The organism is Nocardia sp. NBC_01009 (genome assembly GCF_045208035.1).
Lineage (GTDB): Bacteria > Actinomycetota > Actinomycetes > Mycobacteriales > Mycobacteriaceae > Nocardia.
This window is the reverse complement of sequence record NZ_CP108695.1, coordinates 2228476-2255074: the sequence shown is the minus strand read 5'-3', so window position 1 is coordinate 2255074 and position 26599 is coordinate 2228476. Positions and strand designations below refer to the sequence as shown.

The 26599-nt window shown below is 65.6% G+C and carries 26 protein-coding genes and 1 pseudogene; 8 read left to right on the top strand and 19 right to left on the bottom strand.

Going from position 1 to position 26599, the window contains the following annotated elements:
- Nucleotides 1-120 precede the first annotated feature (120 nt).
- Both OHA42_RS09905 and OHA42_RS09900 read left to right on the top strand, forming a co-directional pair.
- On the top strand, nucleotides 121-465 hold the full coding sequence (locus OHA42_RS09905) for a metal-sensitive transcriptional regulator (protein WP_406236406.1): 345 nt from the start codon (nucleotides 121-123) through the stop codon (nucleotides 463-465).
- A gap of 144 nt (nucleotides 466-609) precedes the next feature.
- Entirely contained in the window at nucleotides 610-732 is a 123-nt protein-coding gene (locus tag OHA42_RS09900; RefSeq protein WP_406236404.1) for a hypothetical protein, read from the top strand.
- Between the two features lie 36 nt (nucleotides 733-768).
- On the opposite strand, the gene OHA42_RS09895 is transcribed toward OHA42_RS09900, so the two are convergent.
- A complete protein-coding gene (locus OHA42_RS09895; protein ID WP_406236402.1) occupies nucleotides 769-1989 on the bottom strand; it encodes an RNA-guided endonuclease InsQ/TnpB family protein in 1221 nt (406 codons plus the stop codon).
- Between the two features lie 23 nt (nucleotides 1990-2012).
- On the opposite strand from OHA42_RS09895, the pseudogene tnpA reads away from it, so the two are divergent.
- Nucleotides 2013-2332, top strand: a pseudogene (gene tnpA, locus OHA42_RS09890) (IS200/IS605 family transposase).
- A gap of 280 nt (nucleotides 2333-2612) precedes the next feature.
- Here the strand turns inward: tnpA and OHA42_RS09885 are convergent.
- A complete protein-coding gene (locus OHA42_RS09885; protein ID WP_406236400.1) occupies nucleotides 2613-3446 on the bottom strand; it encodes an NmrA family transcriptional regulator in 834 nt (277 codons plus the stop codon).
- A gap of 123 nt (nucleotides 3447-3569) precedes the next feature.
- Here OHA42_RS09885 and OHA42_RS09880 point away from each other — a divergent pair, with 123 nt between their 5' ends.
- Entirely contained in the window at nucleotides 3570-4466 is an 897-nt protein-coding gene (locus tag OHA42_RS09880) for a LysR family transcriptional regulator (protein WP_406236399.1), read from the top strand.
- Nucleotides 4467-4653: 187 nt separating this feature from the next.
- Here OHA42_RS09880 and OHA42_RS09875 read toward each other — a convergent pair whose 3' ends face one another.
- Together OHA42_RS09875 and OHA42_RS09870 are read right to left on the bottom strand one after the other, a co-directional pair.
- The gene (locus OHA42_RS09875) at nucleotides 4654-4902 is read right to left on the bottom strand and encodes a recombinase family protein (protein WP_406236397.1); all 249 of its coding nucleotides are present in this window, start codon (nucleotides 4900-4902) and stop codon (nucleotides 4654-4656) included.
- 297 nt (nucleotides 4903-5199) lie between these two features.
- Nucleotides 5200-7350 carry a hypothetical protein gene (locus OHA42_RS09870; RefSeq protein ID WP_406236395.1) on the bottom strand — a complete coding sequence of 717 codons (2151 nt, stop codon included), beginning with the start codon at nucleotides 7348-7350 and terminating at the stop codon, nucleotides 5200-5202.
- A 591-nt stretch (nucleotides 7351-7941) separates the two neighbouring features.
- Here OHA42_RS09870 and OHA42_RS09865 point away from each other — a divergent pair.
- Nucleotides 7942-8205: a recombinase family protein gene (locus OHA42_RS09865; protein WP_406236393.1), complete on the top strand. Its 264-nt coding sequence runs from the start codon at nucleotides 7942-7944 to the stop codon at nucleotides 8203-8205.
- A 39-nt stretch (nucleotides 8206-8244) separates the two neighbouring features.
- Here the strand turns inward: OHA42_RS09865 and OHA42_RS09860 are convergent, their stop codons facing one another.
- From OHA42_RS09860 to OHA42_RS09840, 5 genes are all read right to left on the bottom strand, one after another.
- Nucleotides 8245-9156, bottom strand: a complete 912-nt coding sequence (locus tag OHA42_RS09860; RefSeq protein ID WP_406236392.1) for a TAXI family TRAP transporter solute-binding subunit — start codon at nucleotides 9154-9156, stop codon at nucleotides 8245-8247.
- Nucleotides 9153-11003, bottom strand: a complete 1851-nt coding sequence (locus OHA42_RS09855) for an ATP-binding protein (RefSeq protein ID WP_406236390.1) — start codon at nucleotides 11001-11003, stop codon at nucleotides 9153-9155. Before OHA42_RS09855 ends, OHA42_RS09860 begins: the two co-directional genes overlap by 4 nt.
- 19 nt (nucleotides 11004-11022) lie before the next feature.
- A complete protein-coding gene (locus OHA42_RS09850) occupies nucleotides 11023-11682 on the bottom strand; it encodes a response regulator transcription factor (protein ID WP_406236388.1) in 660 nt (219 codons plus the stop codon).
- Between the two features lie 62 nt (nucleotides 11683-11744).
- Nucleotides 11745-13169 (bottom strand): MFS transporter, encoded by a 1425-nt coding sequence (locus tag OHA42_RS09845; RefSeq protein WP_406236386.1) that lies wholly within the window; start codon nucleotides 13167-13169, stop codon nucleotides 11745-11747.
- Between the two features lie 477 nt (nucleotides 13170-13646).
- Nucleotides 13647-14480, bottom strand: a complete 834-nt coding sequence (locus OHA42_RS09840) for an LLM class F420-dependent oxidoreductase (protein ID WP_406236384.1) — start codon at nucleotides 14478-14480, stop codon at nucleotides 13647-13649.
- 158 nt (nucleotides 14481-14638) lie between these two features.
- On the opposite strand from OHA42_RS09840, the gene OHA42_RS09835 reads away from it, so the two are divergent.
- Nucleotides 14639-15082 (top strand): Hsp20/alpha crystallin family protein, encoded by a 444-nt coding sequence (locus OHA42_RS09835; protein WP_406236382.1) that lies wholly within the window; start codon nucleotides 14639-14641, stop codon nucleotides 15080-15082.
- 149 nt (nucleotides 15083-15231) lie between these two features.
- Here OHA42_RS09835 and truA read toward each other — a convergent pair whose 3' ends face one another.
- The 8 genes from truA to infA form a co-directional block, all read right to left on the bottom strand.
- Nucleotides 15232-16155, bottom strand: coding sequence for a tRNA pseudouridine(38-40) synthase TruA (gene truA, locus OHA42_RS09830; RefSeq protein ID WP_406236380.1), 924 nt, complete (start codon nucleotides 16153-16155; stop codon nucleotides 15232-15234).
- A gap of 93 nt (nucleotides 16156-16248) precedes the next feature.
- Complete coding sequence (gene rplQ, locus OHA42_RS09825; protein ID WP_406236378.1) at nucleotides 16249-16767, bottom strand: 50S ribosomal protein L17; 519 nt, start codon at nucleotides 16765-16767, stop codon at nucleotides 16249-16251.
- A gap of 49 nt (nucleotides 16768-16816) precedes the next feature.
- Entirely contained in the window at nucleotides 16817-17875 is a 1059-nt protein-coding gene (locus OHA42_RS09820; RefSeq protein ID WP_040686662.1) for a DNA-directed RNA polymerase subunit alpha, read from the bottom strand.
- Nucleotides 17876-18027: 152 nt separating this feature from the next.
- Nucleotides 18028-18633, bottom strand: a complete 606-nt coding sequence (rpsD, locus tag OHA42_RS09815) for a 30S ribosomal protein S4 (RefSeq protein ID WP_328409306.1) — start codon at nucleotides 18631-18633, stop codon at nucleotides 18028-18030.
- A gap of 21 nt (nucleotides 18634-18654) precedes the next feature.
- A complete protein-coding gene (rpsK, locus tag OHA42_RS09810) occupies nucleotides 18655-19068 on the bottom strand; it encodes a 30S ribosomal protein S11 (protein ID WP_040731638.1) in 414 nt (137 codons plus the stop codon).
- Between the two features lie 9 nt (nucleotides 19069-19077).
- Nucleotides 19078-19452: a 30S ribosomal protein S13 gene (gene rpsM / locus OHA42_RS09805; protein ID WP_014981767.1), complete on the bottom strand. Its 375-nt coding sequence runs from the start codon at nucleotides 19450-19452 to the stop codon at nucleotides 19078-19080.
- A gap of 242 nt (nucleotides 19453-19694) precedes the next feature.
- On the bottom strand, nucleotides 19695-19808 hold the full coding sequence (rpmJ, locus tag OHA42_RS09800; RefSeq protein WP_011207363.1) for a 50S ribosomal protein L36: 114 nt from the start codon (nucleotides 19806-19808) through the stop codon (nucleotides 19695-19697).
- Nucleotides 19809-19940: 132 nt separating this feature from the next.
- On the bottom strand, nucleotides 19941-20162 hold the full coding sequence (infA, locus tag OHA42_RS09795; protein WP_003418601.1) for a translation initiation factor IF-1: 222 nt from the start codon (nucleotides 20160-20162) through the stop codon (nucleotides 19941-19943).
- A 2217-nt stretch (nucleotides 20163-22379) separates the two neighbouring features.
- Here infA and OHA42_RS09790 point away from each other — a divergent pair.
- Nucleotides 22380-23933 carry an AAA family ATPase gene (locus tag OHA42_RS09790; RefSeq protein WP_406239253.1) on the top strand — a complete coding sequence of 518 codons (1554 nt, stop codon included), beginning with the start codon at nucleotides 22380-22382 and terminating at the stop codon, nucleotides 23931-23933.
- Nucleotides 23934-23937: 4 nt separating this feature from the next.
- Here OHA42_RS09790 and OHA42_RS09785 read toward each other — a convergent pair whose 3' ends face one another.
- The gene (locus OHA42_RS09785) at nucleotides 23938-24912 is read right to left on the bottom strand and encodes a GlxA family transcriptional regulator (RefSeq protein WP_406236353.1); all 975 of its coding nucleotides are present in this window, start codon (nucleotides 24910-24912) and stop codon (nucleotides 23938-23940) included.
- A gap of 119 nt (nucleotides 24913-25031) precedes the next feature.
- Between OHA42_RS09785 and OHA42_RS09780 the strand changes: the two genes are divergently transcribed.
- Nucleotides 25032-25499, top strand: a complete 468-nt coding sequence (locus OHA42_RS09780) for a VOC family protein (RefSeq protein ID WP_406236351.1) — start codon at nucleotides 25032-25034, stop codon at nucleotides 25497-25499.
- 454 nt (nucleotides 25500-25953) lie between these two features.
- Here OHA42_RS09780 and OHA42_RS09775 read toward each other — a convergent pair whose 3' ends face one another.
- A complete protein-coding gene (locus OHA42_RS09775) occupies nucleotides 25954-26415 on the bottom strand; it encodes a DUF4254 domain-containing protein (protein WP_328409295.1) in 462 nt (153 codons plus the stop codon).
- Nucleotides 26416-26599: the final 184 nt, after the last annotated feature.

Here is a 26599-nt window from a genome sequence, read left to right as displayed (position 1 = left end):
CGCGAGGCGCCCGACGGGCCCGGCCGGGCGCTGACCTGACAAGTCACCCGATCCGTTGTACCCTAGGGGGGTATTAATCAGTTCAGGCCGGAGATCCGGCAGGCAGCGAGGAGACAGCCGGTGACACCCCACCCGTCGCACGACACCGCGGCCACCCAGGATCACGCCGCAGACGACCACTCCAGCCATGGCTACATCACGGCCAAGGACGACTACCTCAAGCGGCTGCGTCGGATCGAGGGGCAGGCCCGTGGACTGCAGCGCATGGTCGAGGAAGAAAAGTACTGCATCGACATCCTCACCCAGGTCTCCGCGATGACCAAGGCGCTGCAGGCAGTCGCGATGGGCCTGCTCGAGGACCACATCAGCCACTGTGTCGTCGATGCGGCGGTCGCCGGTGGCCCCGAGGCCGACGCCAAGATCAAAGAGGCCACCGACGCCATCGCCCGTCTGGTCCGTTCCTGACGGTCCGCTAGTGCGACATCGGCCGTGCCGGTGACAGCTTCGCAGCACGCGGGTCTGCGATCACCTCGACGCCGGCCTGTCGGCCGGATCGCAACAGCGCCAACGCGAAACACGTCAGTGCACCGACATTGACGACCGCGCGCGATGTTCCAGGCCACCCACGGGCCTTCGAACTCGGCGCGCACCGCGGCCGGATCCGCGATCGTCGCCGGATCACCCGCGGCGGCGAGCTTGTCGTTCAAGGGCACGTTCGCGCCGCTGTGGTGATGATCAGGAACATCACCAGTTGACATCCTCCCCGGTCTAAAGGCCGGGGATCCCTACCAACGCCGAACGGCGCTCTCGGCGGGTTCCTGCTTCAACACGCAGAGCCGGAACAGGTACCGGTCTTACCCGCGCTCCACAAGCGTTTCGTCTCTCCGCCTGCCCGGCGGCGAGAATGTTTCGTGCCGCGTTCACATCCCGGTCATGCACCACACCACACCGACACCTCCACAACCGCACCGACAACGGCTTCTTCCCATCGATCACCCCGCACTCCGAACACAATTGCGACGACGGGAAAAACCGGTCGACCTTCGCGAAATACCGCCCGTACCGTGCAGCTTTCTCCTCCAACATGCAAGTGAACATCCCCCACCCGGCGTCGTGCACAGATTTCGCCAGACGGGTCCGCGCAAGCCCCTTCACACACAGATCCTCGACGTACACCGCTTGGTTTTCGCGGATGATCGCCGTAGACAATTTGTGCGCGAAATCGCGACGCGTATCGGCCACCGTGGCGTGAGCCCTGGCAACCCTGAGCCGGGCCCTCACCCGATTACTGGAACCTTTCTCCTTGCGCGACAACGCTTGTTGCGATTTCCGCAACCTTCGTTCAGCCCGACGCAAGAACCTCGGTGAGGCGACGGTCTGTCCGTCGCTGAGCACCGCGAACGTCCTCAATCCAAGGTCGATGCCGACCTCGCAAACACCTTCGGGCAGCGCCTCGCCGGTGACCTCGACCACGAACGACGCAAAGTACCTGCCCGCACTGTCGGAGATCACCGTCACGCTCGACGGCTCGCACGGTAGCTCCCGCGACCACGCCACCCTCATATCCCCGATCTTCGGCAACCGCAGCTTGCCACCCTCGGTGACAGTAAAGCGGGCGTTGCGGGTGAACCGGATCGACTGACGATTGTCACGGCGGGACCGGAACCTCGGCGGCCCGACCCTGGCACCCTTCCGTTTCCCGGTGACCGACTGAAAGAAGTTGCGGTAGGCGGTATTCAAGTCCGCCAACGCTTGCTGCAACACCACCGAGGAAACCTCGCACAACCATGCCCGCTCGGGTGTCTTCTTCACCTCGGTGAGCGTTTTCGACAACTCCGCGTCCGAAATACGCCGCGCCCCGTCACGCCGCGCTTGCTCACGCGCCGCCAACGCATCGTTGTACACCACCCGCGCACACCCGAACGCCCGTGCCAGGCAGTCCTGCTGGCCCGGTGTCGGGTAGACACGGAAGTTGTACCGCAGCTGCACACCATGATCCTAAACATTGACGTATGGCTGATTACAGCGAGATTCGCACTGGCAGACATTGTGTTTTCGAGTGCGAACTAGTCGAGTTCAACGGGGAGGCGAACCACGTGCACCCTCTGGTGAACTTCCCGCCGAAGGTCGCGTTGCCGCGGCTGGTGAACTCCCTCAAAGGCGTGTCCTCGCGCAGGCCGCGCCAGAGTTCCCCGACCTGGTTCGGCACTACTGGCGCGCCCAAAGGCTGTGGTCGGGGTCGTACTTCGCCGGGTCGGTCGCCGCAGCACCGATCTCGGTGCTGGCCTTCACCACCACCCTGAAGGGCGGTGGTGAAGGCCACACCAGGTAGCAGACGAATCCGGCGATCGCCCAGTACCGCACTGCCGCGTCGCCGGAGCGCCAATTCCCCACCACCGCAGCGAGTCCGGCGACCAGCCCACCATGAACATGGTTATGAACAGCGGATTCGCAATAGCCACATTGATGTTCCGCATGACCTCGACGAATGCGGCGTCACCGCTGCGTTTCAGGCGAAGAGCCCGGCCATCAGTCCGGCCGTCACCGCCGCAAGAACCGGTGTGGTCGATCGCAAAGCCTTCATGACGCGGCTCAGCTCCTGCGGGCGGCCCTCATTCGGCATCCCAGACGCCGTCTGCCGCCGTCGCTTTCACGTACTCGGCGAAATCCCTTGGCGGACGGCCGAGACCCCGTTGCACGCCGTCGCCGAGATACGCATTGCGGCCATCCAGGACGGTGGTGAACAGGTAGCCGAGGAACTCGATCAGGTAATCGGGCACCTGAGCCTCGGCCAATGCCGCCGCGTAGTCCTCCGGCGACACCTGGACGTACTCGATCGAACGCCCGGTGGCCGCGGCGATTTCGGCAACCGCCTCGGCGAAGGTGAGCATGCGTGGTCCGGTCACCTCGTATATCTGGCCCGCGTGTCCTTCCTCGGTCAGCGCGGCCACCGCGAGATCGGCGATGTCATCGATATCGATGAACGGCTCGGGGACCGCCCCGACCGGCAGCACCAGCTGCCCGGCCCGCAGCGGGGCAAGGAACTCGCCCTCGCTGAAGTTCTGGGCGAAGAAGCTGGACCGCACCACCGTCAGGTCCAGCCCCACCTCGCCGAGTGCCTGCTCCGCGGCCTGCGCCTCCTCCTCACCGCGGCCCGACAGCAGCACCAGCCGCCGCACGCCCGCGGTCGCGGCCATCTCGCCGAAGGCGCGCACCGCCTCCGGGGCACCGGGCACCGCGAGATCCGGCTGGAAGGAGACATACACGGCGTGCACATCCAGCAGCGCAGGCGCCCAGCTCGCCGGGTTGTCCCAATCGAACGGCGGGTCGACGGAGCGGGAGCCGACACGCACCGGAGCCCCGATGGCCTGTAGCCGCTCGACGATCCGGCTGCCGGTCTTGCCTGTGCCGCCGAGCACAAGGATGTATTCGGAGTTCGTACTCATAGATCGGTGTTCCTCAATTCACGTGGACAACTGCCTTTTCAAGGATTAAGAAGGGGGGTCCTGGGAACAACGACGTGTTACGCAACAACCGTTTAGGCCCACTCAACGATCGATGGGAGGGCCATGGAACGGCACGAGATCGAAGCGTTCCTGACGCTGACGGAGGAGCTGCATTTCGGCAGAGCAGCCGAGCGGCTCCGGGTGTCGCCGAGCCGGATCACGCAGATCATCCAACGCCTCGAACGCCAAATCGGCGCATCGCTTTTCGAACGAACCAGCCGCAAGGTGACCCTCACTCCCATCGGGCAACTACTGCGCGAGGATCTGCTACCAGGGCACCAGCGGATTCAGCAGGCCATCCAGCGCGCGACCGCCGAAGGTCGCGGCGTCACCGGTGTGCTGAACGTCGGATTCAACGGCGCCGCCGCCGGTCAGCTGATTCTGGAGACGACCAAGCACTTCCGCGCGGCGCACCCCGGCAGCGAGGTGAATATCCGAGAGGTGCAGATCAGCGACGGCCTCGACGGCTGGCGCAGCGACGCCTTCGACATGGTGCTGATCAGCCGTCCGATCGATGAGCCCGACCTGGTCACCGGCCCGACCCTGATCAGTGAGGCGCGGATGCTCGCGGTGTCCTCCCGGCATCCACTGGCCCGGCGCGCCTCGATCTCGCTCGAGGATCTCACCACGGTCACCCTGCTGCAAATGCCGACGACGCTGCCCGACTCGGTCGTGCAGGACCGGGTCCCGTCACACACGCCGAGTGGCGCGCCGATCGCACACGGCAGGCGCGCCCAGACCTTCCAGGAAATCCTCACGCTCATCGGCGCGGGCGAGGGCGCTTTCATCGTCGGAGCCCAGGTCACCCGCTTCTACCTCCGACCGGACGTCACCTACCTCCCGTTCGACGACGCCCCGCCCGTGGAGTGGGGGTTCGTGTGGCGGGTCTCCCGGGAGACAGCCAGAGTCCGGGCGTTCAACGACGCCGCGATGGAAACGAGCAAGAACCGTCAGCACTGATCCCCGCAGTTGCGCAACGTGATGCTGCAGAACCCAGGCACGGTGGAACGAAATCCGGGTCGAGCAGCTGCACATATTTTCGACTGCCATGGGCCTCGATCAGTGGGCATATCGGTGGACCGCTGACACCAAACGGGGTCCCGGTAGTAATCGTGCAAAGACAACGGAGTTCGCGTAGCCGGGGTAATCACCAGTCGATGGGTTCCTGAGCGGTCATGTGCCGCACCGAGCGGAACGGGCGCGAGAGCCGGGTGATGACCAGTTCGTCACCGCGGCGCAGGTATTCGAAGCATTTGTCCCACTCCTGGCGGCGGGCGAGTTTGCCGGATGCCTTGTCCACCCAGATCCGTTCGCACCCGGCCGCGGTGAGCGCGTCGATCTGGGAATCGTCTTTCTGCCCACGTGTGGACACTCGTGCGTACCCGAACCGTGCCATGCCCGGAACTGTCCCATAAAGGGCTGACACCTGCGGTTCCGTCGCGTAGATACCGCACACGAGTTCTGACCCGAAACTGCTCGGCGGTGAACTGGGCGGATACGACGACCCGGTCGTGATGCCGTTGTGGGACAGAAACGATCATATTTGTCCCGCCGGTCGCTCCGGACGCTGGCTCGCGCTTTGATCACCAAGGCGCTCGTCCGCAATCCTTGACCTGGTCGATCGACGCGTAGACCAGATCCAGATTCCCTAGTTCCTGTTGCTGGCGTGTACATCGTCGATGCGAGGTGCTTTTCAACGCACGCTGTCTGGTTCCGTCAGCTCGCGGATCCGGTGTCTTGCCTTACGAGCCAAACCACCGGATGAGGCAGAGGCGATGGCACGCAGACAGGTGACTGCCTCATCACCACCGATAGCCGTGATCGCGTCGAGTGCAGCGCGGGAAGACTCTCCAATCCGCCACCCGCCCTTGAGGATCTGCTGACATAATCGGCGTGCGGTGTCTGTGTTCCCGACAATGCCTTGCGTATGCAACACCCATTTGTCACTGTGGGGGCAACCGGCCAACATCCAAGCCTTGTATAGGCCCCATGCGAACTCCGCCAGCGCCGCCGGATCCACCGTTTCCGCGACAACCCGAACTCCGGCGTATTGCCATTCGGGGCGGCATATCGCCAGCATCGTGCAGAAGTCTTCCACCGCAGATTCCGGCAGCGCTGCGCTGCCGTCTGCTAGCAAGATGGGAGGAAGCAGGCCAGGTACGAGCCACGTCGGCAGTCGAGGAATCCGACGGGGCAGCGACAGTATCGCATCATCGCCCACCATCGTGGTGATGGCTGCGCGGGCCTGCTGGCCGTAATCTGTTGCGGCGCTGTCGATTGCGCTGCGGTGACCCATTTGGGCAATAGTATGGAGTGCGTGCTGTGCAAGCATGCGATCGCTACCTTGTCGACCCAGCGCAATCGGAATCAGGTCTGCTACAGCGGTGTCGGCATGCCGTCGCCACCAGGTGAGCGCGGCATGATGGGTCCGGCGGAAACCGAGGCAGCGCATCATCAGCACGGCGACACGACTGCCGTCGATGGGCTCCATGACCATAGCCATCCGTGACGGATGTTGCGCCATCGTCGCGACAACCGCATCGAGGGCATCGGTGCCGAACCTTCCCAGGATGCGTTGAAAAATCCCATGAGAGTGGACTCTTCGCGGGACTTGGAACTCACGAAGGATCGGACGCGCGATGTCGTCGGATATCAGTGCGAGGGCGAAGGGCTCCTGGTCCACATCCTTCACAGAGCGACGGTAATCTTCGATGTCCCGGGCGTTGCCGACCACCTCGAGCAAGTCGTGTTCGTACCACCTCCCTCCTGTTACCCGCATCGCGGCCCACCGCTCCCGTTGACCTGGCCGCCAGACGAGCCGCAGCGGGCGGTCGGGGCGTTTTTCGAGAGAAAGGCGCTGTGTCGACGGAGATCTGCGATGCCAGGGCGGCGCAGCCAGGACATCCGACAGTTCGTGCGGTTCGGCGTTGCGTAGATGTCCGGATTTACCACTCTGGTGGGCCGACGCATCGCGAATGGACCGCTGTTCGCGACTTTCAAGCGCCTGAACAATGTGGGCGGATGCCGTGTGGGCGGGATCGGCTGACAGCAGCCTCATCGCACGGCGCGGGAACCGGCTCGCAGATCTGGATAGTGCGCAAAACACCAACCCGTTATCGGCGCGAGCCTGGAGTAGTTCCATCGCGACATCGGTCGGAAAACGGGACAGCATGTCGGCGAGTTCGCCCGTGGAGCGTTGGCGAGCGCCCCAACCGTAGGGTGCATGAAGCCTGGCATCCAGCATCGCGGCGATGACGTCGGCGGCAGCCGGACCTACCTGAGTCGCGATGTTGTGCACATGACGGAAAAGGGTTGCTGGCTCCACCACTTCGGTGATACGAGTGAGTTGCTCCGCAGTGGTGGCGGAAGCCGCTAGAAGGGCAAGCGAATCCGAATCGGACGGAAATGACGAAGCCCCGAAATCGTCGCTGTACCAGTGCTGATGCCGCTCGGGAGGTGAACTGCACACCTTGTCGATCGGCATCGCCTCAAGGTCTGCATCGATCCAAACCTGTTCGGTCGGAAGCAGATACGACGTGGCGACCCGGACCCACAGGTCACCGATATGACCGGAAGCCCCTCGACCACCGGCAACGCCGCGCAGCGTACCCAAGCGTTGGACGGTGGCCCGGTAATGCTCTTCGGATGCAGTCGCCAGGTGCGCCCGAACCCGCCGCAGCACGTTGTACGCGCGCAATGGTCCTGGATCGTTCGGCTCGGGCACGGTCAGATGGATAGGATTCCACGTACCGCCCCCGGATCCCGATACGACCGAGCTCGACACTCCGACGCCGGATATCCATACAGCTGCTTCCGCCGCGAAATCGAGCCCGTACTCGGCCACCCACGTGTCAGCTAGACTGCGCGGCTCCGAGTGCACGAGAGCGCATACAACAGCCGCGCCTTTCGCGGATACGCGTGAATCGAGAAACTCGGTCCCCGCCTCGGAAAGCCAATACGCACCACCGCGGGGCGGGCACGCCAGAGCACCTTCGATCACCTGGCGATACGGGGCGAGCTCGGTGGGTGTAACTGGTGTTCGCGGTCGAAACGTTAACTGTCGTGTCGGGCCCAGCCCCCGAAAAGGCGCTGCCCTGGGCCACCATTTCGCCGGAACAGTCCATGAGTCCTCATCCAGCCGATCCTGAGGTTCGGCCACACACATCCTCCAATTTCACCCACCGGAAACGACCAAAATTGGCTCGGACACTCGGTCACGGCCAACGAGAGACGTCGCTCGCTGAAACGTATACGTCACGTATCACATGCCGTCGCCGCAGCCTATGGCATGGCCAAATTCCACGATCTCCCATCAATGGGCACCGATACGGTCTTGCGAGTTCTCTGCAACACCCACCGTGGTTATGAGCCGGACGTGCCCGATTTTCAACGCGCAGGGGTCCCGGACAGTCGAGATACGCAAGTGTTCCGCGGCATGGCAACCACGACAAAGGATCTCGACATCTCCGAACCGCTCACGCTCGACGGCGATGCGCTCGATCTCGGTGGGGGTGGCGCGCTCATCGGCTACGGCCGCGTGTCGACGCGCGATCAGAATCTGGACCGTCAGATCCACGCCCTCACCGCAGCGGGATGCCAGCGGATCTACAACGCCACATCTGTTGTTTTTGCGCCGTTACTACCGCGACCCCCAAACCAGGGTCTACCACCCCTCCCACTTCGAGCACAGATGGCGTAGTGCGCTGGACGAAACCGGCGCCCGCCCGACTACCCCATTTCAACCGTGTCTGCGCCGATATACCGCTGCCGCACCGGGATGCAGTGGTACCGAGCCAGTTCCGATCAGTGAACGAGCATCCAGGAATTGGGTGCCTGCTGCCTCGGCCGGGACCAGCGCGTCGGCGTAGGAAAGCAGCAGGTCGACGATCGCCGCTGCGGCATCGTCCGGCAGGGACGGCGCGGCGAGCAGCAGATTCGCGACGCCCACCGTGTGCACCGCGGGGCCGCCGGGATAGGCATCGGCGGGAATCTCTACACGGTCGTAGAGATAGCCGAACCGCTCTCGCATCGGCACAGCCAACTCACCCAGGTCAACCAGGCGCATCCGCCGCGGCACCTCGAGCGCACTGGTTGGCACGCCGCCCGCCCAGAGCAGCGCGTCGATTTCATCGGAGTCCAACGCCGCCACCGCGTCCCGCAACGGCCGATGCGCAATCGACACATCCACCGCCGGATCCAAGCCCGCGGCCCACAGCAGCCGCTCGCCGGTGACCGCGGCACCCGAGCCCGCGGCCCCGAGGTTCACCCGGGTGCCGCGCAGGTCGGCGACGTGGTGAATCGGACTGTCCGCCCGCACCGCGAGCTGTAGGTAGTTCTCGTAGACGCGCCCGAGCGCCAACACCCGATCGCGCTCCCCCACCGAATCCGACAGCGTCAGCGCCGCATCCACTTCGCCCGCGGCAAGGCGTGCCAGGTTCTCCTGCGAGCCCGAGGTCGTCACCGGTTCGATCCGCACCCCGCCCGCTTGCTCCGCAACAGCCGCGAGCAGCCGTGCGAACGCGTGATAAAGCCCACCCGCCTCACCGGAAGCCAACCGGACGTTGACACCACCCGCATCCGTGCCGCACCCCGAAATCCCGGCAACGGCCCCGAAAGCCCCCAGCGCCAAGAAGTTCCGACGCCGAATCACCGCTCGACCACCCTCGGTACCCGGATGCGGATCGCGAGGCCGTGCGGGTCGACCGGCTCGACGGTCAACGTGCCGCCGCGGGCCTGGGTCAGGGCAGCGGCGATCGGGAGACCGAGGCCAGAGCCACCCGCGGGTGCGGTGGCGCCGCGATAGAAGCGGGTGGCGAGTTTGTCGATCTCCTCAGGGGCCACTCCGGCACCGTCGTCGCGAACGGTCACCGTCACCCAACCGGGCTCGGTATCGACGGTAATCGTCGTATGCGTGCCGGAACCCGCGTAGCGGCACGAATTGCTCAGGGGCACATCGAGTATTTGCGCAAGGACGTCCGCGGGAACCACAACCTCCGCGCCATTTCGATCAACCTGCAAGTCGGTCGAACCATCGTATCCAACGACCCGCGAGCTGCTGGTCGCGTGGGTTCCAGCGCCCGGCACACGGCTGGCGACGTCGTCTCCAACCACCGGCAAGCGACTAGCGGCTTGGTTTCCAGCGACCCGCACACGGCTGGCGGCATCGTCTCCAGCGACGTCCACACCGCCAGCGACATCGTCTCCAACACCGCCGGCGCCGATGTTCCCACCGACCCCCACACGGCCGGCGGCATTGTTTCCAGCAACCCCCACACCACCAGCGACATCGTCTCCAACGCCGCCCACACCACCGGCGCCAATGTTCCCACCGACCCTCACACCGTCAGCGGCACTGTTTCCAGCAACCCCCACACCGCCAGCGGCTTTGCTTCCAGCAACCCGCACACCACCAGCGGCATCGTCTCCAACGACCGGCTCGACCCGCGCACCCAGTTGCATGCCCGCACTCTCGAAAGCGGAATACCAGGCATCGATCCGATCAGCGACTACTTGGACTGCGTCGCAATGGTTTTCGGTGCCACCGGTGGCGCGTGCGGCTTCGAAGGCGGCAGGGGTTTCGGCTACGGCCAGGCTGAGTAGGCCGTCGAGCAGCGCGGTCAGACGTTCGACCTCGGCACTCGCGCGATGGAAGGTCGCGGTCGCCACCGCCGGGATGGCGGGCTCCAGCGAATCGAGACGAATTGTCAAAGCGGCCAGTGGGTTACGCATGGCGTGGGCGGTGTCGGCGACGAGCTGACGTTGGGCGTCCGCCGAGTCGGCGACCGCGAGCGCCATGGCGTCGAACGATTCCGCGACGGCCCGCATTTCGGGCGGCCCGCCGTGGCGGCGGGCGATAGAGGGTGCGGCTACTTCGGTGCGCGGTTTCGGCAGTGTCGCGGTCAGGTCAGCGACCGCATGCGACAGCGCGGCCAGCGGTCGCAGCACCCAGCGGCTCAGAGTCAGTGCCAGCAGCGTGAACACCGCCATGGCGACGACAGCTCCCGCCGCGATCACCGCCCACGCCTTCGCGATATCGGCGCGGGCCCGCGCGGTGGACGCCTCGATCACCACGGCGCCATTGACCTGCACGCCGGTCCCGACCGGCCGCGCGACCAGCATGGTCGGCGCGCCCCACGGCGTCAGCCGGTCGATCGGCTGCGGCCGTTGATTGCGGCGCGCGGCGGCCACCGCGGCGACGATGGCGGCATCATCGATATCCACGGCCGCATTGACCGTCGGTGCGCCGCGCGCGTCGACAACGAGCACGGGCTCGTCGTAGAGCTCGTGGTAGCGGCCGACTTCCTCGGCCAGCGCACGGACATCCCCGTCCGCGGCCGCGACATCGGCCAGGGTGGCCAACCGATCGGCGTCGCCGGAACGGCCGAGCACCAACTCCTGGGTCCGGCTGGTGGCGAAGGTCAGCGACAGTGGCACCGCGAACGCGAGCACCGCCAGCGCCGCGAACACTGTCAACGCGATCAGTAGCCGTCGACGCATTCCGGCTCCGCTCTCCGGCTCATTGTCCCCACCGATAGCCGTAGCCGCGGATGGTGGTGATCAGACCGGGCCTGGCCAGCTTCGCGCGCAGTGCGGTCATGTGCACGTCGAGCGACCGCGACACCGCGACGAACGCGTCACCCCAGATGCGGTCCATCAGTTGCTGGCGACTGACCGCGGCGCCCGGCCGCTCGACGAGCACCTCCACCAACTCGAACTCCTTCTGCGTCAACGCGATCGGCGTCCCACCGACCTCGACCACCCGCGCGGCGAGATCCACCCGCACATCCCCGGTCACCACCTCCGCGCGCGTCGGCTCCGCTGCCACCGCCGCGCGCCGCATGACCGTCTCCAGCCGAGCCATCAACTCGGCGATCCGCGGTGGCTTCACCAGGTAGTCGTCGGCACCGCCGCGCAGCCCGCGCACGATGGAACGTTCGTCGCTGCGGGCGGTCAGGATCAGCACCGGTATCGAGCTCACCTCACGCAACTGCCGCAGCACCTGCAGCCCGTCGGCGTCGGGCAGGCCGAGATCGAGGATCACCGCGTCGTAGCCGCGATGCGCGATCAGCAGATCCGCGCCCCTTCGCATGCGCTCGGCGCGGTATCCGCGGGTGTTGAGCGCCTCTACCAGGGCGTCGCCAACACCGTCGTCGTCTTCGACCACAGCAAGCCGCACGCGCCGATCCTCCCACAGGGGACGATCGGCGCGTGCGCGCATAACCTCGTTGGCCACGGCCGTCAGGCGCGCGCAGGCGTGAGTTCCCGTTGTTCATCCGGCGCGGACGTCGTGTCCTCCGCCGGTGCCTCGGCGTCGATGGTCGACTCCTTCGACGTTTCCCGCATGAAGTAGTACGTGATCAGCGAGATACCGATGCAGCCCGCGACGTACCAGAAGAACAGCGACTCGTGGCCGGCCTTCTTCAGCGCGACCGCGATCATCTCCGCGGTGCCGCCGAAGATGGCGACCGTCAGCGCGTACGGCAGCCCGACGCCGAGCGCGCGGATCTTGGTCGGGAACAGCTCGGCCTTCACGATCGCATTGATCGAGGTGTAGCCGGTGATGATGACCAGCGCCAGCATCATCAGCGCCCACGCGGCGATCGGGTTCTTGGTGTGGGCGAGCACGGTCATGATCGGCACGGTCAGCAGGGCGCCCGCCACACCGAAGAACATCAGCAGCTTGCGTCGGCCGATCCGGTCCGACAGCCCGCCGGCCAGCGGCTGCAACACGACGAACACCAGCAACGCAATGAAGTTGATCCACGCCACCGTCGGCTTGGAGATGCCGGAGGTGTAGATCATGAACTTCTGCATGTAGGTGGTGTAGGTGTAGAAAGCCACGGTGCCGCCCAAGGTCAGGCCCATCACAAGCAGGCACTCCCGGGGGTACTGCAGCAGCATCCGCAGCGAGCCACGCGGGGGCGCCGACGTGCCGCTCGCGGCCGCGGTGTCTCGACCCCGCCGCGAAGCCGTCCCGGTGGCCGTGTCGCTCCGCTCCGCCACAACGACGGCCTCGAACTGCTCGGACTCGTCCATGCCGCGCCGCAGCCACATCACCACCAGCGCACCCGACGCGCCGATGACGAACGGAATCCGCCAGCCCCAGTCGTGCATCTGGGCGTTGTCGAGGAACTGCTGCAGGACGATCTGCACACCCAGCGCGACCAACTGGCCGGCGACCAGGGTGACGTACTGGAAGCTCGAGTAGAACCCGCGCTTGCCGGAAGAGGCCACCTCCGACAAATACGTTGCGCTGGTGGCATATTCACCGCCGACCGACAATCCTTGCAGCAGCCGCGCCAGCAGGAGGATGATCGGGGCGGCGAGTCCGATCGTCTGATACCCGGGGGTCACCGCGATCAGCAACGAGCCCGCCGCCATCACGCTGACCGACAGGGTCAGCGCCGAGCGGCGACCGAACCGGTCGGCGTAGCGGCCGAGTAGCCAGCCGCCGATCGGACGCATCAGGAAGCCCACTGCGAACACGGCGGCGGTCGACAACAGCTGTGCCGCTGGATCATCCGTGGGGAAGAATGTTTTCGCGAAGTACACGCTGAAAGCCGCGTAGACATACCAGTCGTACCACTCGACGAGATTGCCGATAGATCCGCGAAGCACGTTCGCAATCACCCGGCGCTCGCTTGCAGGCTGTGTCGTAGTCACAAGATCTCCTTCATCGACGCATCAGCGCGTCAGCTGGGATCGAGTGTGTCTGCTGTCACAGTCGCCAGGGAATGGTCCCCGCGGGTTCCTTACAGTCTCTTAGGACGATCAGCTCGGCGAAATTTCCTGGTCGCGGGCTACCGCCTGGATGCGCAAGATCGCTGCCCGGCTCGGCTACATCCGCGTCGATGCAGCCGAGCCTGCCCCGATACGCGCGGCAACTCTCGAGATCCCAGTAGCCGGCGCGTATCACACACCGGGCGATTCTGATCAGCAGCCATCCTGGATGTAGGTCAGATCGTTGGTGTATCCGACCGGGTACTCGACCCGAACGCGTCGGCGGCGGAGTCTCCGCCGCCGATCGCACCTCCTGCGGTAGCGATAGCTACCGAATTACCCACGGAGCCATAGCGATACCAGCAGCTCAGGCCATGGCCGATAGTTCAAACATCAAAATTTCAGATGTGCAGGCACGTCTCAGGACAGTGCGGCAAGCTCCGGCGCCAGTGCGCGCAGTGTCTGCTGAGGGTCGTCGTCGAGCACCTGCACCACAACATGATCGGCGCCCGCGCGCAGATGCGCGGCCAGCTGATCGGCAATCGAATCGGCGGCGCCATGGGCGACCAGCGCATCGTAGAGCCGGTCGCTGCCCGGCTTGGCGAGGTCCTCGTCGGAGAACCCGAGGCGACGCAGATTCGCGACATAGTTCTGGAGATCCAGATAGAACTCGACGCGCGGACGAGCCGTCGCGCGCGCCCGCACCGGATCCGTGTCCAGCACGACCTTGTGCTCGGTCGCCAACAGCGCGTCCGCGCCGAGCACCTGCCGAGCGCTCGCGGTGTGCGCAGGGGTGACCAAGTAGGGCAGCGCGCCCGCGGTGCGATCCGCCGCCAGCTTCAGCACCCGCGGGCCGAGCGCGGCGAGGGCACGCTGCTGCTTCGGCACTCCGGCCTCGTCCAGCTCGTCCAGGTAGTCGACGAGCGCGTCATAGGGCTTGCGGTAGTTGCCTGCGTGTTCCGGATGACCGGCGCCGAGGCCGAGCAGGAAACGGCCGGGAAAACGCGCCTCGATCCGATGGAACGACTCGGCCACCTGCTTCGCGGGCGCGGACCAGATGTTCACGATGCTGGTTGCCACGGTGATCGACTCGGTCACGTCCAGCAGCGTCTCCACCTCGGACAGCTCCGCGGGCGGCGAGGACCCCAGCCATAAGGTGCCGTAGCCGAGCTCCTCCAACTCCCGCGCCTGCTCGGGGTCGAACCCCATGTAGCCGCGCCATACGCCGAACCGTCCGAGCTGCTCGATAGCCATATCTGAAGCGAACGGCCATGAGGTGGCGCCTATTCCACCCGCCGCGATCCGTATTCAGACCTGGCACTCACCCAGGGAGAGTGCTAAATTTGTCGGTGCACAGCTTCCGGCGCTCACCGCCGTGGTGAGTGTCACCGACGGCGATGGAGGTGATTGCTGTGCTGAGGTTCGATCCGTTTCATGACATCGATACTGTCGCCCGCCAATTGCTGGGCGAAGCCGCTGGTACCACCCGTGCTCCACGATTCATGCCGATGGATCTGTTCAGGGCAGGCGACCATTACGTGCTGAACGCCGACCTGCCCGGAGTCGACCCCGGTTCGGTCGACGTCAGCGTCGACAACGGCACACTCACGTTGCGCGCACAACGCAGCACGCCCAGCGACGAAGGCGTCCAGTGGATTGCCTCCGAGCGCTTCGCGGGCACATTCATGCGCCAGCTCTCGCTCGGCGAGAACGTCGATGCCGACAAGATCAGCGCGACCTACAACAACGGCGTGCTTTCGGTGACGATCCCGATTGCCGAGAAGGCGAAGCCGCGCCGCATCGAGATCTCCGGCTCGTCGTCGCAGCCGAAGACCATCGAAGCGGGTTCGTCGTAACAGACCTGCCTCCCGCTCCCGCGCCGTATCGTGCTTCGCGGTGCGGGAGCACCCTTTTCACGACTCGAGCATGAACACCGCATGCTGCTGGATGGTCAGCAGATCCGCGGCGCGATCAGGTGGGCGGCGGCCCCTGCGACCGGATCCGATCAGTCGCCGCAGCAGCCCTCATCCGGCACTGGGACCGAACGCATTTCGCGAGTCTGGGCATTGCGAGCGGCGAGGTCGGCGTCGGCCGGATAGTCGACGGCGATCAGGCTCAAGCCGTGCGCGGGGGCGACAGTGACCGAGCTCGAACGCTCGGTTTCGTTCAACAGATCGGCAACCCAGTCGGGCGTGCGCCGTCCCTCCCCGACAGCGAGCGCGGCGCCGACCAGACTGCGGACCATCGACCAGCAGAAGGCATCGGCGCTGACGTAGGCGGTCAGTGCGTCACCGTCGCGCTCCCAGTCGTAGCGCTGGAGTTCACGCACCGTGGTCGCGCCGTCACGGCGGCGACAGAATGCGGCAAAGTTATGCAGCCCGAGGAGTTTTCGCGAGGCGTCGCGCATGGCGTCGACATCGACGTCGGACCGGCAGGCGACCACGCTGCGCGCCTGCAGCGGTTCGGCGCCGTAGGGCGCGGTGGTCAGTCGATAGGCGTAGTGCCGGCGGATCGCGGAAAAGCGGGCATCGAATTCGGGCGGTGCAACGCGAGCGGCCTTGATACGCACATCTTTCGGCAGAAAACGCGCCATCCGATGTACCAGCTTCCCGGCATCGAACTCGGCGGTTGTATCGAAGTGCGCGACCTGCCCTTCGGCGTGCACGCCCGCATCGGTGCGGCCTGCGACGGTCAGCTGCACGGGCTCGCGGTACACCTTGCTGAGCGACTCCTCCAACACGCCCTGCACGGTGCGCAGCCCGGGCTGACGCGCCCAGCCGGTGAAATCGGTGCCGTCGTAACTGATATCGAGGCGCACGCGAACCGCTGCGACGGCCGGCACCGGAGCCGGTACTGCCGCACCCGGTCCGAACTCAGCAGATTTCTGCTGACGCTGAACTGAATCCCGTGACGGTTCAACAGAATCCATCGAATCCTCCACGTTCACAGCGATCTCCTGGTCGAACCGAACGAGCCCGCCGACCCAGACTGCGGGTGGCGGGCTCGTTCACGAAACACGGCCTCAGGCCTTGTCGTCGGCCTTCTCGTCGGCGGCGTCGGCAGCCGGGGCCTCGACGGTCTCGGCGACAGCCTCGTCGGCGGTCTCCTCGACAACCTCGGCGACAGGCGCCTCGGCCTTGGACGCGGCAACGCGGCGAGCGCGGTCGGCCTCGTTGGTCACGGTCTTCTCGCGAACCAGCTCGATGATCGCCATCGGCGCGTTGTCACCCTTGCGGGGCAGCGTCTTGGTGATGCGGGTGTAACCACCCTCGCGACCCTCGAACGACGGGCCGATCGTGGCGAAGAGCTCGTGCACGACGTCCTTGTTGCGGATCACCTTGAGCACCTCGCGACGGTCGGCAAGAGTGCCGGCCTTCGCCTTGGTGACAAGCTTTTCGGCGTAGGGGCGCAGCGCCTTGGCCTTGGCCTCGGTGGTCGAAATACGACCGTGCTCGAAGAGCGCCGTCGCCAGATTGGCGAAGATCGCCTTCTGGTGCGACGCCGACCCGCCGAAGCGAGCACCCTTCTTGGGCTTGGGCATTGTTTGTTCTCCTTGTGTGAGGCCGAGCCGGGGTGCCTACCCCAGCGGCCTAGAGCTGTTCGGTCTCGGCGTAGTCCTGCTCGCCGCCATCGGTGTCACTGAACGTGCCGCTGTCGCTCCACGTTCCAGTGCTCGCGTCGTAACCCACCACGGAAGAAGGATCGAACGACGCCGGGCTGTCCTTGAGCGAGAGGCCGAGCGCATGCAGCTTGACCTTGACCTCGTCGATGGACTTCTGGCCGAAGTTGCGGATGTCCAGCAGGTCCGACTCGGTGCGGGCAACGAGCTCGCCCACGGTGTGCACACCCTCGCGCTTGAGGCAGTTGTAGGACCGGACGGTCAGGTCCAGGTCCTCGATCGGCAGACCGAACGAAGCGATGTGATCCGCCTCGGCCGGCGACGGGCCGATCTCGATGCCTTCGGCCTCGACGTTCAGCTCACGGGCCAGGCCGAAGAGCTCGACCAGGGTCTTGCCCGCCGAAGCGAGCGCATCCCGTGCGGTGATGGAGTTCTTGGTCTCCACGTCCAGGATCAGACGGTCGAAGTCGGTGCGCTGCTCGACACGGGTGGCCTCGACCTTGTAGGTCACCTTGAGCACCGGCGAGTAGATCGAATCCACCGGGATCCGGCCGATTTCCGCGCCGGAGGCCTTGTTCTGCACGGCAGGGACGTAACCGCGACCACGCTCGACGACGAGCTCGATCTCCAGCTTGCCCTTGTCGTTCAGGGTGGCGATGTGCATGTCCGGGTTGTGCACGACAACACCAGCGGGCGGGACGATGTCACCGGCGGTGACGGTGCCCGGACCCTGCTTGCGCACGTACATCGTGACCGGCTCGTCCTCTTCCGAGGACACGACCAGGCCCTTGAGGTTCAGGATGATGTCGGTGACATCTTCCTTCACACCGGGAACCGTGGTGAACTCGTGCAGGACGCCGTCGATGCGGATGCTCGTGACCGCGGCCCCCGGGATCGAGGACAGCAGGGTACGCCGCAGCGAGTTGCCGAGGGTGTAACCGAAGCCCGGCTCGAGCGGTTCGATGGTGAACTTCGAGCGGTTCTCGGCGACGACCTCTTCGGTCAGCGTCGGACGCTGTGAAATCAGCATTAGGAATCATCCTCCTGTACGGGCGCCCACTATTTGACGCCCACGTTCTGGGGGTTGTGTGTGGTCGCAAGCGGTCGCTTGCGACCACACACCAGCAGCATTGAAGCCGTGCGCGATGCCGCCCAGGGAATCCAGGACGGCTCGCCGAATGACTACTTGGAGTAGTACTCGACGATCAGCTGTTCCTGCAGCGGCACATCGATCTGAGCGCGCTCCGGCACCTGGTGAACCAGGATGCGCAGACGGCCCGGGATCACCTGCAGCCAACCGGGAACCGGACGGTCGCCGACGGTCTCGCGAGCAACCTGGAACGGCAGCGTGCCGAGCGACTTCTCCTTGACATCGATGATGTCGTACTGGGTCACCTGGAAGCTGGGCACGTTCACGCTCTTGTTGTTGACCGTGAAGTGGCCGTGGCTGACCAGCTGGCGAGCCTGACGACGGGTACGCGCGAGACCCGCGCGGTACACCACGTTGTCCAGTCGGCACTCGAGCAGACGCAGCAGGTTGTCACCGGTCTTGCCCTTGAGGCGGTTGGCCTCCTTGTAGTACCGGCTGAACTGCTTCTCCATGACGCCGTAGGCGAAGCGAGCCTTCTGCTTCTCCTGCAGCTGGAGCAGGTACTCGCTCTCCTTGATCCGCGCGCGGCCATGCTGGCCGGGCGGGTAGGGGCGACGCTCGAACGCCTGGTCGCCTCCGACGAGGTCGACACGCAGACGACGCGACTTGCGGGTGATGGGGCCTGTATAACGAGCCATTTGTTATCTAATCCTTTCCCGCTAGACGCGACGCCGCTTGGGCGGACGGCAGCCGTTGTGCGGCTGCGGGGTGACATCGGAAATCGTGCCGACCTCGAGGCCTGCGGCCTGCAGCGAACGGATCGCAGTCTCGCGACCCGAACCCGGGCCCTTCACGAAGACGTCGACCTTCTTGACGCCGTTCTCCTGCGCCTTGCGGGCAGCGTTCTCGGCGGCGAGCTGCGCGGCGAACGGGGTCGACTTGCGCGAACCCTTGAAACCGACGTGGCCCGACGACGCCCAGGAAATGACGTTGCCTGCCGGATCGGTGATCGACACGATGGTGTTGTTGAACGTGCTCTTGATGTGCGCGTGGCCGTGCGGGACGTTCTTCTTTTCCCGGCGACGCGACTTCTGGGTCTTCTTCGGGCCGGAGGCCCGTGACTTCGGAGGCATCGGTTATCCCTACTTCTTCTTGCCGGCGACGGTGCGCTTCGGGCCCTTGCGGGTACGAGCGTTGGTCTTGGTGCGCTGGCCACGGACGGGCAGACCACGACGGTGGCGCAGACCCTGGTAGCAGCCGATCTCGATCTTGCGACGGATGTCGGCCTGCACCTCGCGGCGCAGGTCACCTTCGACCTTGAGCTCGGGCGAGCTCTCGATGTAGTCACGCAGCTGCGTCACCTGATCGTCGCTGAGGTCCTTGCTGCGCAGGTCCGGGCTGACGCCGGTCGCCGCGAGGATCTCCTTGGAGCGGGTACGGCCGATGCCGTAGATGTAAGTCAGCGCGATCTCCATGCGCTTTTCGCGCGGGAGGTCAACGCCCATGAGACGTGCCATGTGGCAGGTTCCTTAACTGTTGCGGAGGTCTGCTCCCTGTCCGTCCCCTCGTCTTGGTGGGGCCCCGGCCTCCGAACCGGGGGTTGGCACGCACACCTTCGGGCATTGAGATCCTCGACAGTTTGTCGAAACCATCGCTACCCGAAATTCCGCAGTGTGCGGCTGGAGCTGGGAGTTCTTCTTTTGTGGCCAAGCCGATCAGTGATCGGTGCCCGGCTGGTGATCGACTACGAAGAGCCGGATCAGCCCTGGCGCTGCTTGTGGCGCAGGTTGTCGCAGATCACCATGACCCGCCCGTGACGGCGGATCACCTTGCACTTCTCGCAGATCTTCTTGACGCTCGGCTGAACCTTCACGTCCGTCCAATCTTCTTATGGTTCACACGGGTGTGAACACAGTTTTTCCCCAGCCGACGGCTGGGGAAGTCTCTGTGGGCGAGCCTTGCGGCTCATGTGGTCGCGCTGCACCCGCATCGGGAGCGGGCGCGATCACTTGTAGCGGTAAACGATGCGGCCGCGCGACAGGTCGTAGGGCGAAAGCTCGACGACCACACGGTCCTCGGGGAGGATACGAATGTAGTGCTGCCGCATCTTCCCGCTGATGTGCGCGAGAACCTTGTGACCGTTCTCGAGCTCGATCCGGAACATCGCATTGGGCAGCGGCTCGACAACTCGACCCTCGACCTCGATGGCCCCGTCTTTCTTCGCCATGTCCTCCGCGATCCTGGTTTACGCTCAAACCTGGTTTGATTGCTTCGTGTCTGCTTGTATGAACCCGTCGACAAACGGCACGGTGGCATGCAAACAGTCGGCGCATAGGTGCACCGCCGCTCCAGCTTACCGGGCGGTACCGGATCCGGCAAAAATGGCCCCTTAAGAGCCCACCGACCGGGGGAAGTCCCTATGAAACGACGGCAGGCATCCTTCGCGTAAACTGGCCGCTGTCCAGGAATCGGTCCAGCAGATCCAAGGGGGATGGGTGAGCGAGCGCAGCGAGCGAGCCATGGACTCAGCGCCCCCGGGCACGGCGCAACCGAGCGTTAGCGAGGAGGCGCCGTGAGCCGTAATAACGACAGCCTCCCCATGCTTCCACCGTGGCTATCCGAGAGCGAAGTCACACAGGTCGGCTACGAAGCACCCGTACAGAACCTGCCACACCAAGAACTCATCGACGAAACGCCCCGGCGCGGCCGTTTCAAGTCTCGCTCCCCCGAGAGCGATCGCTCGGATCCCAATCCCGCACGTCGGGACAAACGACGCAAGGGATGGCGTAGGGATAAGGACGAGCACAGCGAGGGGCAGCAGCAGGATCAGCTGCCGCACACCGGCTCTCCCGAGCCGTCGCGTGGTCCCGATTTCCAGCGCGGGCCAGAGCAGCAGCGCGGGCCAGAGCAGCAGCGCGGGCCAGAGTTCCAGCATGGGCCCGAGTTCCAGCGCGGTCCGGAACCGCAGCCTGGATCGCAATCGCAACCAAACCCGCACCGCCAGAACGACTCCTGGCCGCCGCAGCAGCGCGAGCAGGCGCCGAGCCAACTGCCGCCGCACCCCGACAACTCGTGGCAGTCGGCACCGCTGCCGACGCGCAACCCGAGCAGGCCGTCGGAGGGCTTCCAGCCGCTCGGCGCACGGCCGGTCGACGGGCCCCGAGAGCCACCGGCCTCGACCGAGTCCACGGTGCGCTACCAGCAGCACCCCGATCTGCCGGCGTCTCCACCGAGGCCGGATCCCGCTGCGGCACAAGCGTTGTCGCCATCCGCGCTGTCGCAGCCGACGGCCGGCGAGCAGCCGGTTGCGCCGGCCGACCTTTCGACACCGTCCGCCGAACTCCATGGCGTGCCGACGATGCCGGAACCCGATGGGCCGCCGCCGTGGCTCGCCGGACCCGGTTCCGACCACCGCCGTATGGAATTCGAGCCGGGTGCCCCGAACATGGGTCCACGCAACCTCGCAAGCCCAACGGCTCCCCCGGTGCACGGACCCGAATCGACCGTCGCGCCCGAGCACGGCAGCCACGGTTTCGAACCCGAAGCACCGAACACCGCTCCTGCGGATGCTGCCCACGGATCAGCCACTGCCACAACACAACCACGCAACGGCGAACTCGGCGCGTCCGACATCTCGCAGCACGATGGCCCGCAGTCGGCGGTTCCACACAGCACGGACGGTCCGCCACCGTGGCTGAGCGGCGAGCGCGCCGATGACGGTCAGCAGGTTGCCGAGCAGCCGTCCGCGCCGGTGCGGCATCGCCCCGAACTACCTCCGCCCCCTGATGAATTCGCCACGCGCGAGCCGGTGGACAACGAAGTATCGGTCGCCGGAACCGGTGCCACGCCCATAGCGTCGGCCCAGTGGCCGCAACCGCACGGCGCCATCTCGACACTCGACCAGAGCCCCAACGCTTTCGAGCCGTCGACCGCACGCCCTGCCGCACCGGAGTCTGCGGTGCGGGGCCGCCACCGACTCGCGTCGGAGATCGACGCCGACGAGGCGGCCGCCGAGCCCAACGACCGGTCACAGACCCCGATGCCCGGTCAGCAAGCAGCATCCGACCGGCCGATGCCGCAAGGACCGGGTGAGCCGTGGCAGAACCCGGCGGCGCTCGGGCAACCGACGCCGGGCCCGCCGCCTCCGACCGGATACGCCCAGCCTTCGATGCCGGCACAGGCACCGACCGGGGAACCATGGCAGAACCCGACCGGATACGGGCAGCGCCCCCCAGTGGGGTCACCGACACCGGGCGGCGGCCATTGGGGCCCAACAGGATTCGAACAGCCACCGGCCGGGACGCACGCACCGGACCAAGATCACCCTGCTCCGTACCCCCCTGGCGGCAATCAGCCGACCCCGCACGCACCCGGTAACGCCCAGTGGCAGAACCCAGCAGGATTCGGACAGCCACCAACGGGACCGCACACCCGCGATCAACCGATGCCGCAGGCACCGGGCGGCGGCCATTGGGGCCCAACAGGATTCGGGCAGCCACCGGCCGGTCCGCGCGCACCGGAACAAGATCGCCTTGCTCCGCACCCTCTTGGCGGCGACCAGCCGACGCCACAAGCACCCGCAAACGCCCCGTCGGGATTCGCGCAACCCACAGGACCGTACGTACCAGGCAGCGCCCCAACAGGATTCACGCAGCAAACCCCTGGACCGCACACGTCGGTCGGCGGTCCAGCGGGGTTCGGACAACCACACACCGGAGCACCCGCACCGGCCGGCGACCCAGCAGGATTCGGACAACCACACACGGGACCGCATGCAGCTGGCGGCGGCCAGTCGACGCAGTCGACGGGCAGCGACCAGTGGGGCAATCCGGCCGGCTCGGGACAGCCGCCAGCGGTACCGCAGGCACCGGTCGGCGACGGGCAGTCACACGCACCGGGCGGCAACCAGCCACCGGCAGCGGGTAGCGAGCAGTGGCAGGGCGCGGCGAGGCAGGGGCCTCCAGTGGGGTCAGGCTCGGATACCGCGGGGTGGGGACAGCCGCAGGCCGGGCCGCATCCTGGAGCGCCTGCGCAGCAGCACCACCCGGGTCAGTACAACCAGCACATGCCGCAGCCGTCGCTCGACGATGTTCCGTTGCGGCGGGCCAAGAAAGCGCCGGGTAGCGGCTGGCGCAAGGCCGTGCACCATGTTTCCGGCGGTGCAATCAATCCGGGGCTGTCCGCGGAGGAGATGCGGCTGCAGGAATTGGTCGCACGAATCAGGCAGCCGGTGCGCGGTGACTACCGGATCGCGGTGCTGTCGCTGAAGGGCGGCGTCGGAAAGACCACCACGACAATGGGTCTCGGGTCGATCTTCTCGTCCATCCGTGGCGACCGGGTGATCGCGGTGGACGCCAACCCGGACTTCGGCACCCTCTCGCAGCGGGTACCGCTGCAGACGCGGTCGACGGTGCGTGATCTGTTGCTGGATCCGGCGATCCAGCGGTACTCGGATGTGCGCAGGCATACCTCGCAGGGCACGAGTCGACTGGAAGTTCTTGCCAGCGAACGGGATCCAGCGGCCTCCGAAGCGTTCAGCGACGACGAGTACCGTGCTGTCGCCCGAATCCTGCAGCGGTTCTACAACATCATCCTCACCGACTGCGGTACCGGGCTCATGCACTCGGCCATGGGCGGGGTGCTCGATCTGGCGCACTCCCTGGTGCTGATCTCCTCGGCCGCGATCGACGGAGCTCGCAGCGCGGCGGCAACGCTCGACTGGTTGTCGCTGCACGGCCACGATCACCTGGTCCGCAATGCGGTGGTGGTGATCAACCTGCCGCGCGAGGGATCACCGAATGTCGGCATCCAGCAGCTGCGCGAATACTTCCTGTCGCGCTGCCGTGCTGTGCATGTCATCCCCTTTGACGAGCATCTGTCGGAGGGCGCCGAGATCGACCTGCATCGCCTGCACAAGACCACCAAGCGCGCGTATGTCGAACTCGCCGCGACCGTCGCCGACGAATTCAGCGTCGATCACCGCCGCTACCGAAACTGATCGCTCACCAGGACAGCCGGGAGGCTCGGATATCGGCAATGCTCCTGCCACGTCGACGACGGAAGAGGCTGCGCAGGGTTCCCGCGTTGAGATATCCGACCTTGGCGGCCACCGAATCGATGGTCAGCGGGGTGGTTCGCAGCAGGTGCGTGGCACGTTCCAGCCGTATCTCGTTGACGAAATCCCTTGGGGACATCCCGAGTTCGGCATGGGTTGCGCGTTGCAGGCTGCGTTCGGTGACGCCGAGCCCCTGTGCCGCACCGGAAATCAGGAACTGCTCGGCCAGATGGTCACGGACCCAACGTTCGAAGGCCGCGACCAGCGAATCACCCCTGGCGATCACCTCGGGTACCGCGAAGTCGGCCTGCGCATTTCGGTCGCCGAACGCCAGGTATTTGGCCACCAATTCGGCCAGTGCCGGACTCTTCGCGGAGATCAGGGACAAGGCCAGATCCAGATGCGACAACGCCGCGCCCGCCGTGGTGACCTGATCGCCACGGCACAGGATCCGGCCCTCGTCGAGAACAATTCGCGGATACCTACGGCGAAAAGCCGGGCCGAGCCACCAACTCGTCGTCGCTTGTGAACCATCCAGCACACCTGCCTCGGCCAGGAAGAAGGTGCCGGTGCAGGCCGCAGCCAAGTGGACTCCGGCTCCGCGCGCTCGCGTAATCAGATCCAGCACAGGCAGATTGGGTGCCGAAGAGACCATCCTGATCAGGGTTTCGGCATCCCGCACGTTCACCGCGGGAACGATCATCAGATCGAATTCGCCGGGTAGGTCGGCCAGCGGCATGGTGGGCACGAGGTAGCCGTTGCCCGATCGCACGCTCTCGCCCAGTGACACGGTCCGCACGTTCCAGGGGTCGACGGAGGCTTCCCATTCGCCGCGCAGCGCGTTCGCAGTGTTGAACGTTTCCAGCAGGGCGGCGAATCCGAAATCGGCCACCCCGTCGACGACGAATACCGCGACATCCATGTCGCCTACAGTACTGAATGTGTCGTTTCCGACACTCGAAGATCTGTGATGTGCGCCCTAATGTTCCTGACGACGCCGAACCCGGCAGTCGTATCCTGGCCATCTCACGGCGGAGTTTCATGACGATGATCGCAACCACCGGCATCCACCATGTTCGGCTGACGGTGACGAACCTGGAGCGTTCCCGCACGTTCTACCAGGATGTACTCGGTTTCGAGATCGCCGCGCAATCGCCCGGCAGCCCGGAGGATCCGCAGGTGCGCGCCGATCCGGCACAGCTCTACGGCGGTGTCGTTTTCCAGACCAACGGGATGCTGTTCGGCTTGCGCCCCGTGGCGTCGACCACCGACCGGTTCGACTCCGAGCGGGTCGGGCTCGATCACCTCAGCTTTGCCGTGTCGTCGGTGGACGAGCTGGCCGACACGGCCGCCCGGCTGGACGCCGCCGGGATCGAACACGGCGAGGTCACCGCGCTCGACGCATTCGGCATCGCGATCCTGTCGTTCAGCGACCCGGACGGTATCCATCTCGAACTCACCGCACCGCTAGGGAGCACCCAGACACCGCCGGTATCAGTGGCGTCGTAGCCGACTGGTTTCACCGTCATGTATGTACTGCCGGAACAACTCGAAGCATCGTCGATCAGGCTCGGGCGCTGCGACATTGCGCCCGATCACCTGACAGCAGCCAGCGCGCATCGGATCATGCAGACCCACGCACATTGGATGGGATCACCGTGTGCCCAACGCCGAGCTGCGTTGAACTACCTGGTGCGCACGGGACGTTACGTGCTCGACTCACGGCGCCGCCATCTGCAGGTATCGTTCCAGCATCTCGAGGCGCCCCTGGACTTCCAATGTGACTGTGCAGCTGCGGAAGAGTTCGCGACGATACTGGACAGAACCCGCACCGACCTCGAAGTCGTCATCGACCGAAACGTGCACCCCGACATGCCCCCGCTGCCATGCGCGACACTGTGGTCGGCATGACAACGGGCGCCCAATGTGTCACCGGCACTTGGTGATCAATGCACCGGACGGGTCACCACTCCGGCAAGCGCCTGCGGCCCGCCTGGATATCGCGAACCAGATCGTCATAGGCGTCGGCGAGTTCCGCAAGATGATGCCAGGCGCAGTGCAACCGTTCATTGTGCGCGTCCAGCGTCATCAGCGCGTGGTGTGCACGGACCGAGGATTCGGCGATGCGGTCGATAACCGCGCCGACGGTCTCGGTGTGCAGCGTGGCGCCGAGCCGATGCTGCGGGACGCTGCGAGCCACCCAATCGTCAATGGCCATTACCAATTCGGTTCTGCGCCGATCGATTTCGAGCACAGTAGCCGGATCGGTCGGCACCGAGCCGCCACGCCCCACCAGCCGGCGCTCGTGCAGCACCGCAAGGTCACGGGCGAACCAGAGCAGCGGGCCGCCGACCACGCGGTGCCCGCGACACGCCCGAACAAGTAGATCAGAAGTAGGCAGTAGTCCGAGGGTCAGTGACTGCACTGCCGAGTCGACACACCGCGGTGTGTCGGGGAGAGCCATAACGACTGTCGAAATCTCCGAACCTGCCACGTTGCCTCGCCGTTCGTCGCCGCACAACACCGGATCAGGACGTTCATTACAATAAACCTCTGAAGGCACCTGTCAAGCGTTACCGGGCCGTAGGGAGTCACGAAGAGTATACTTC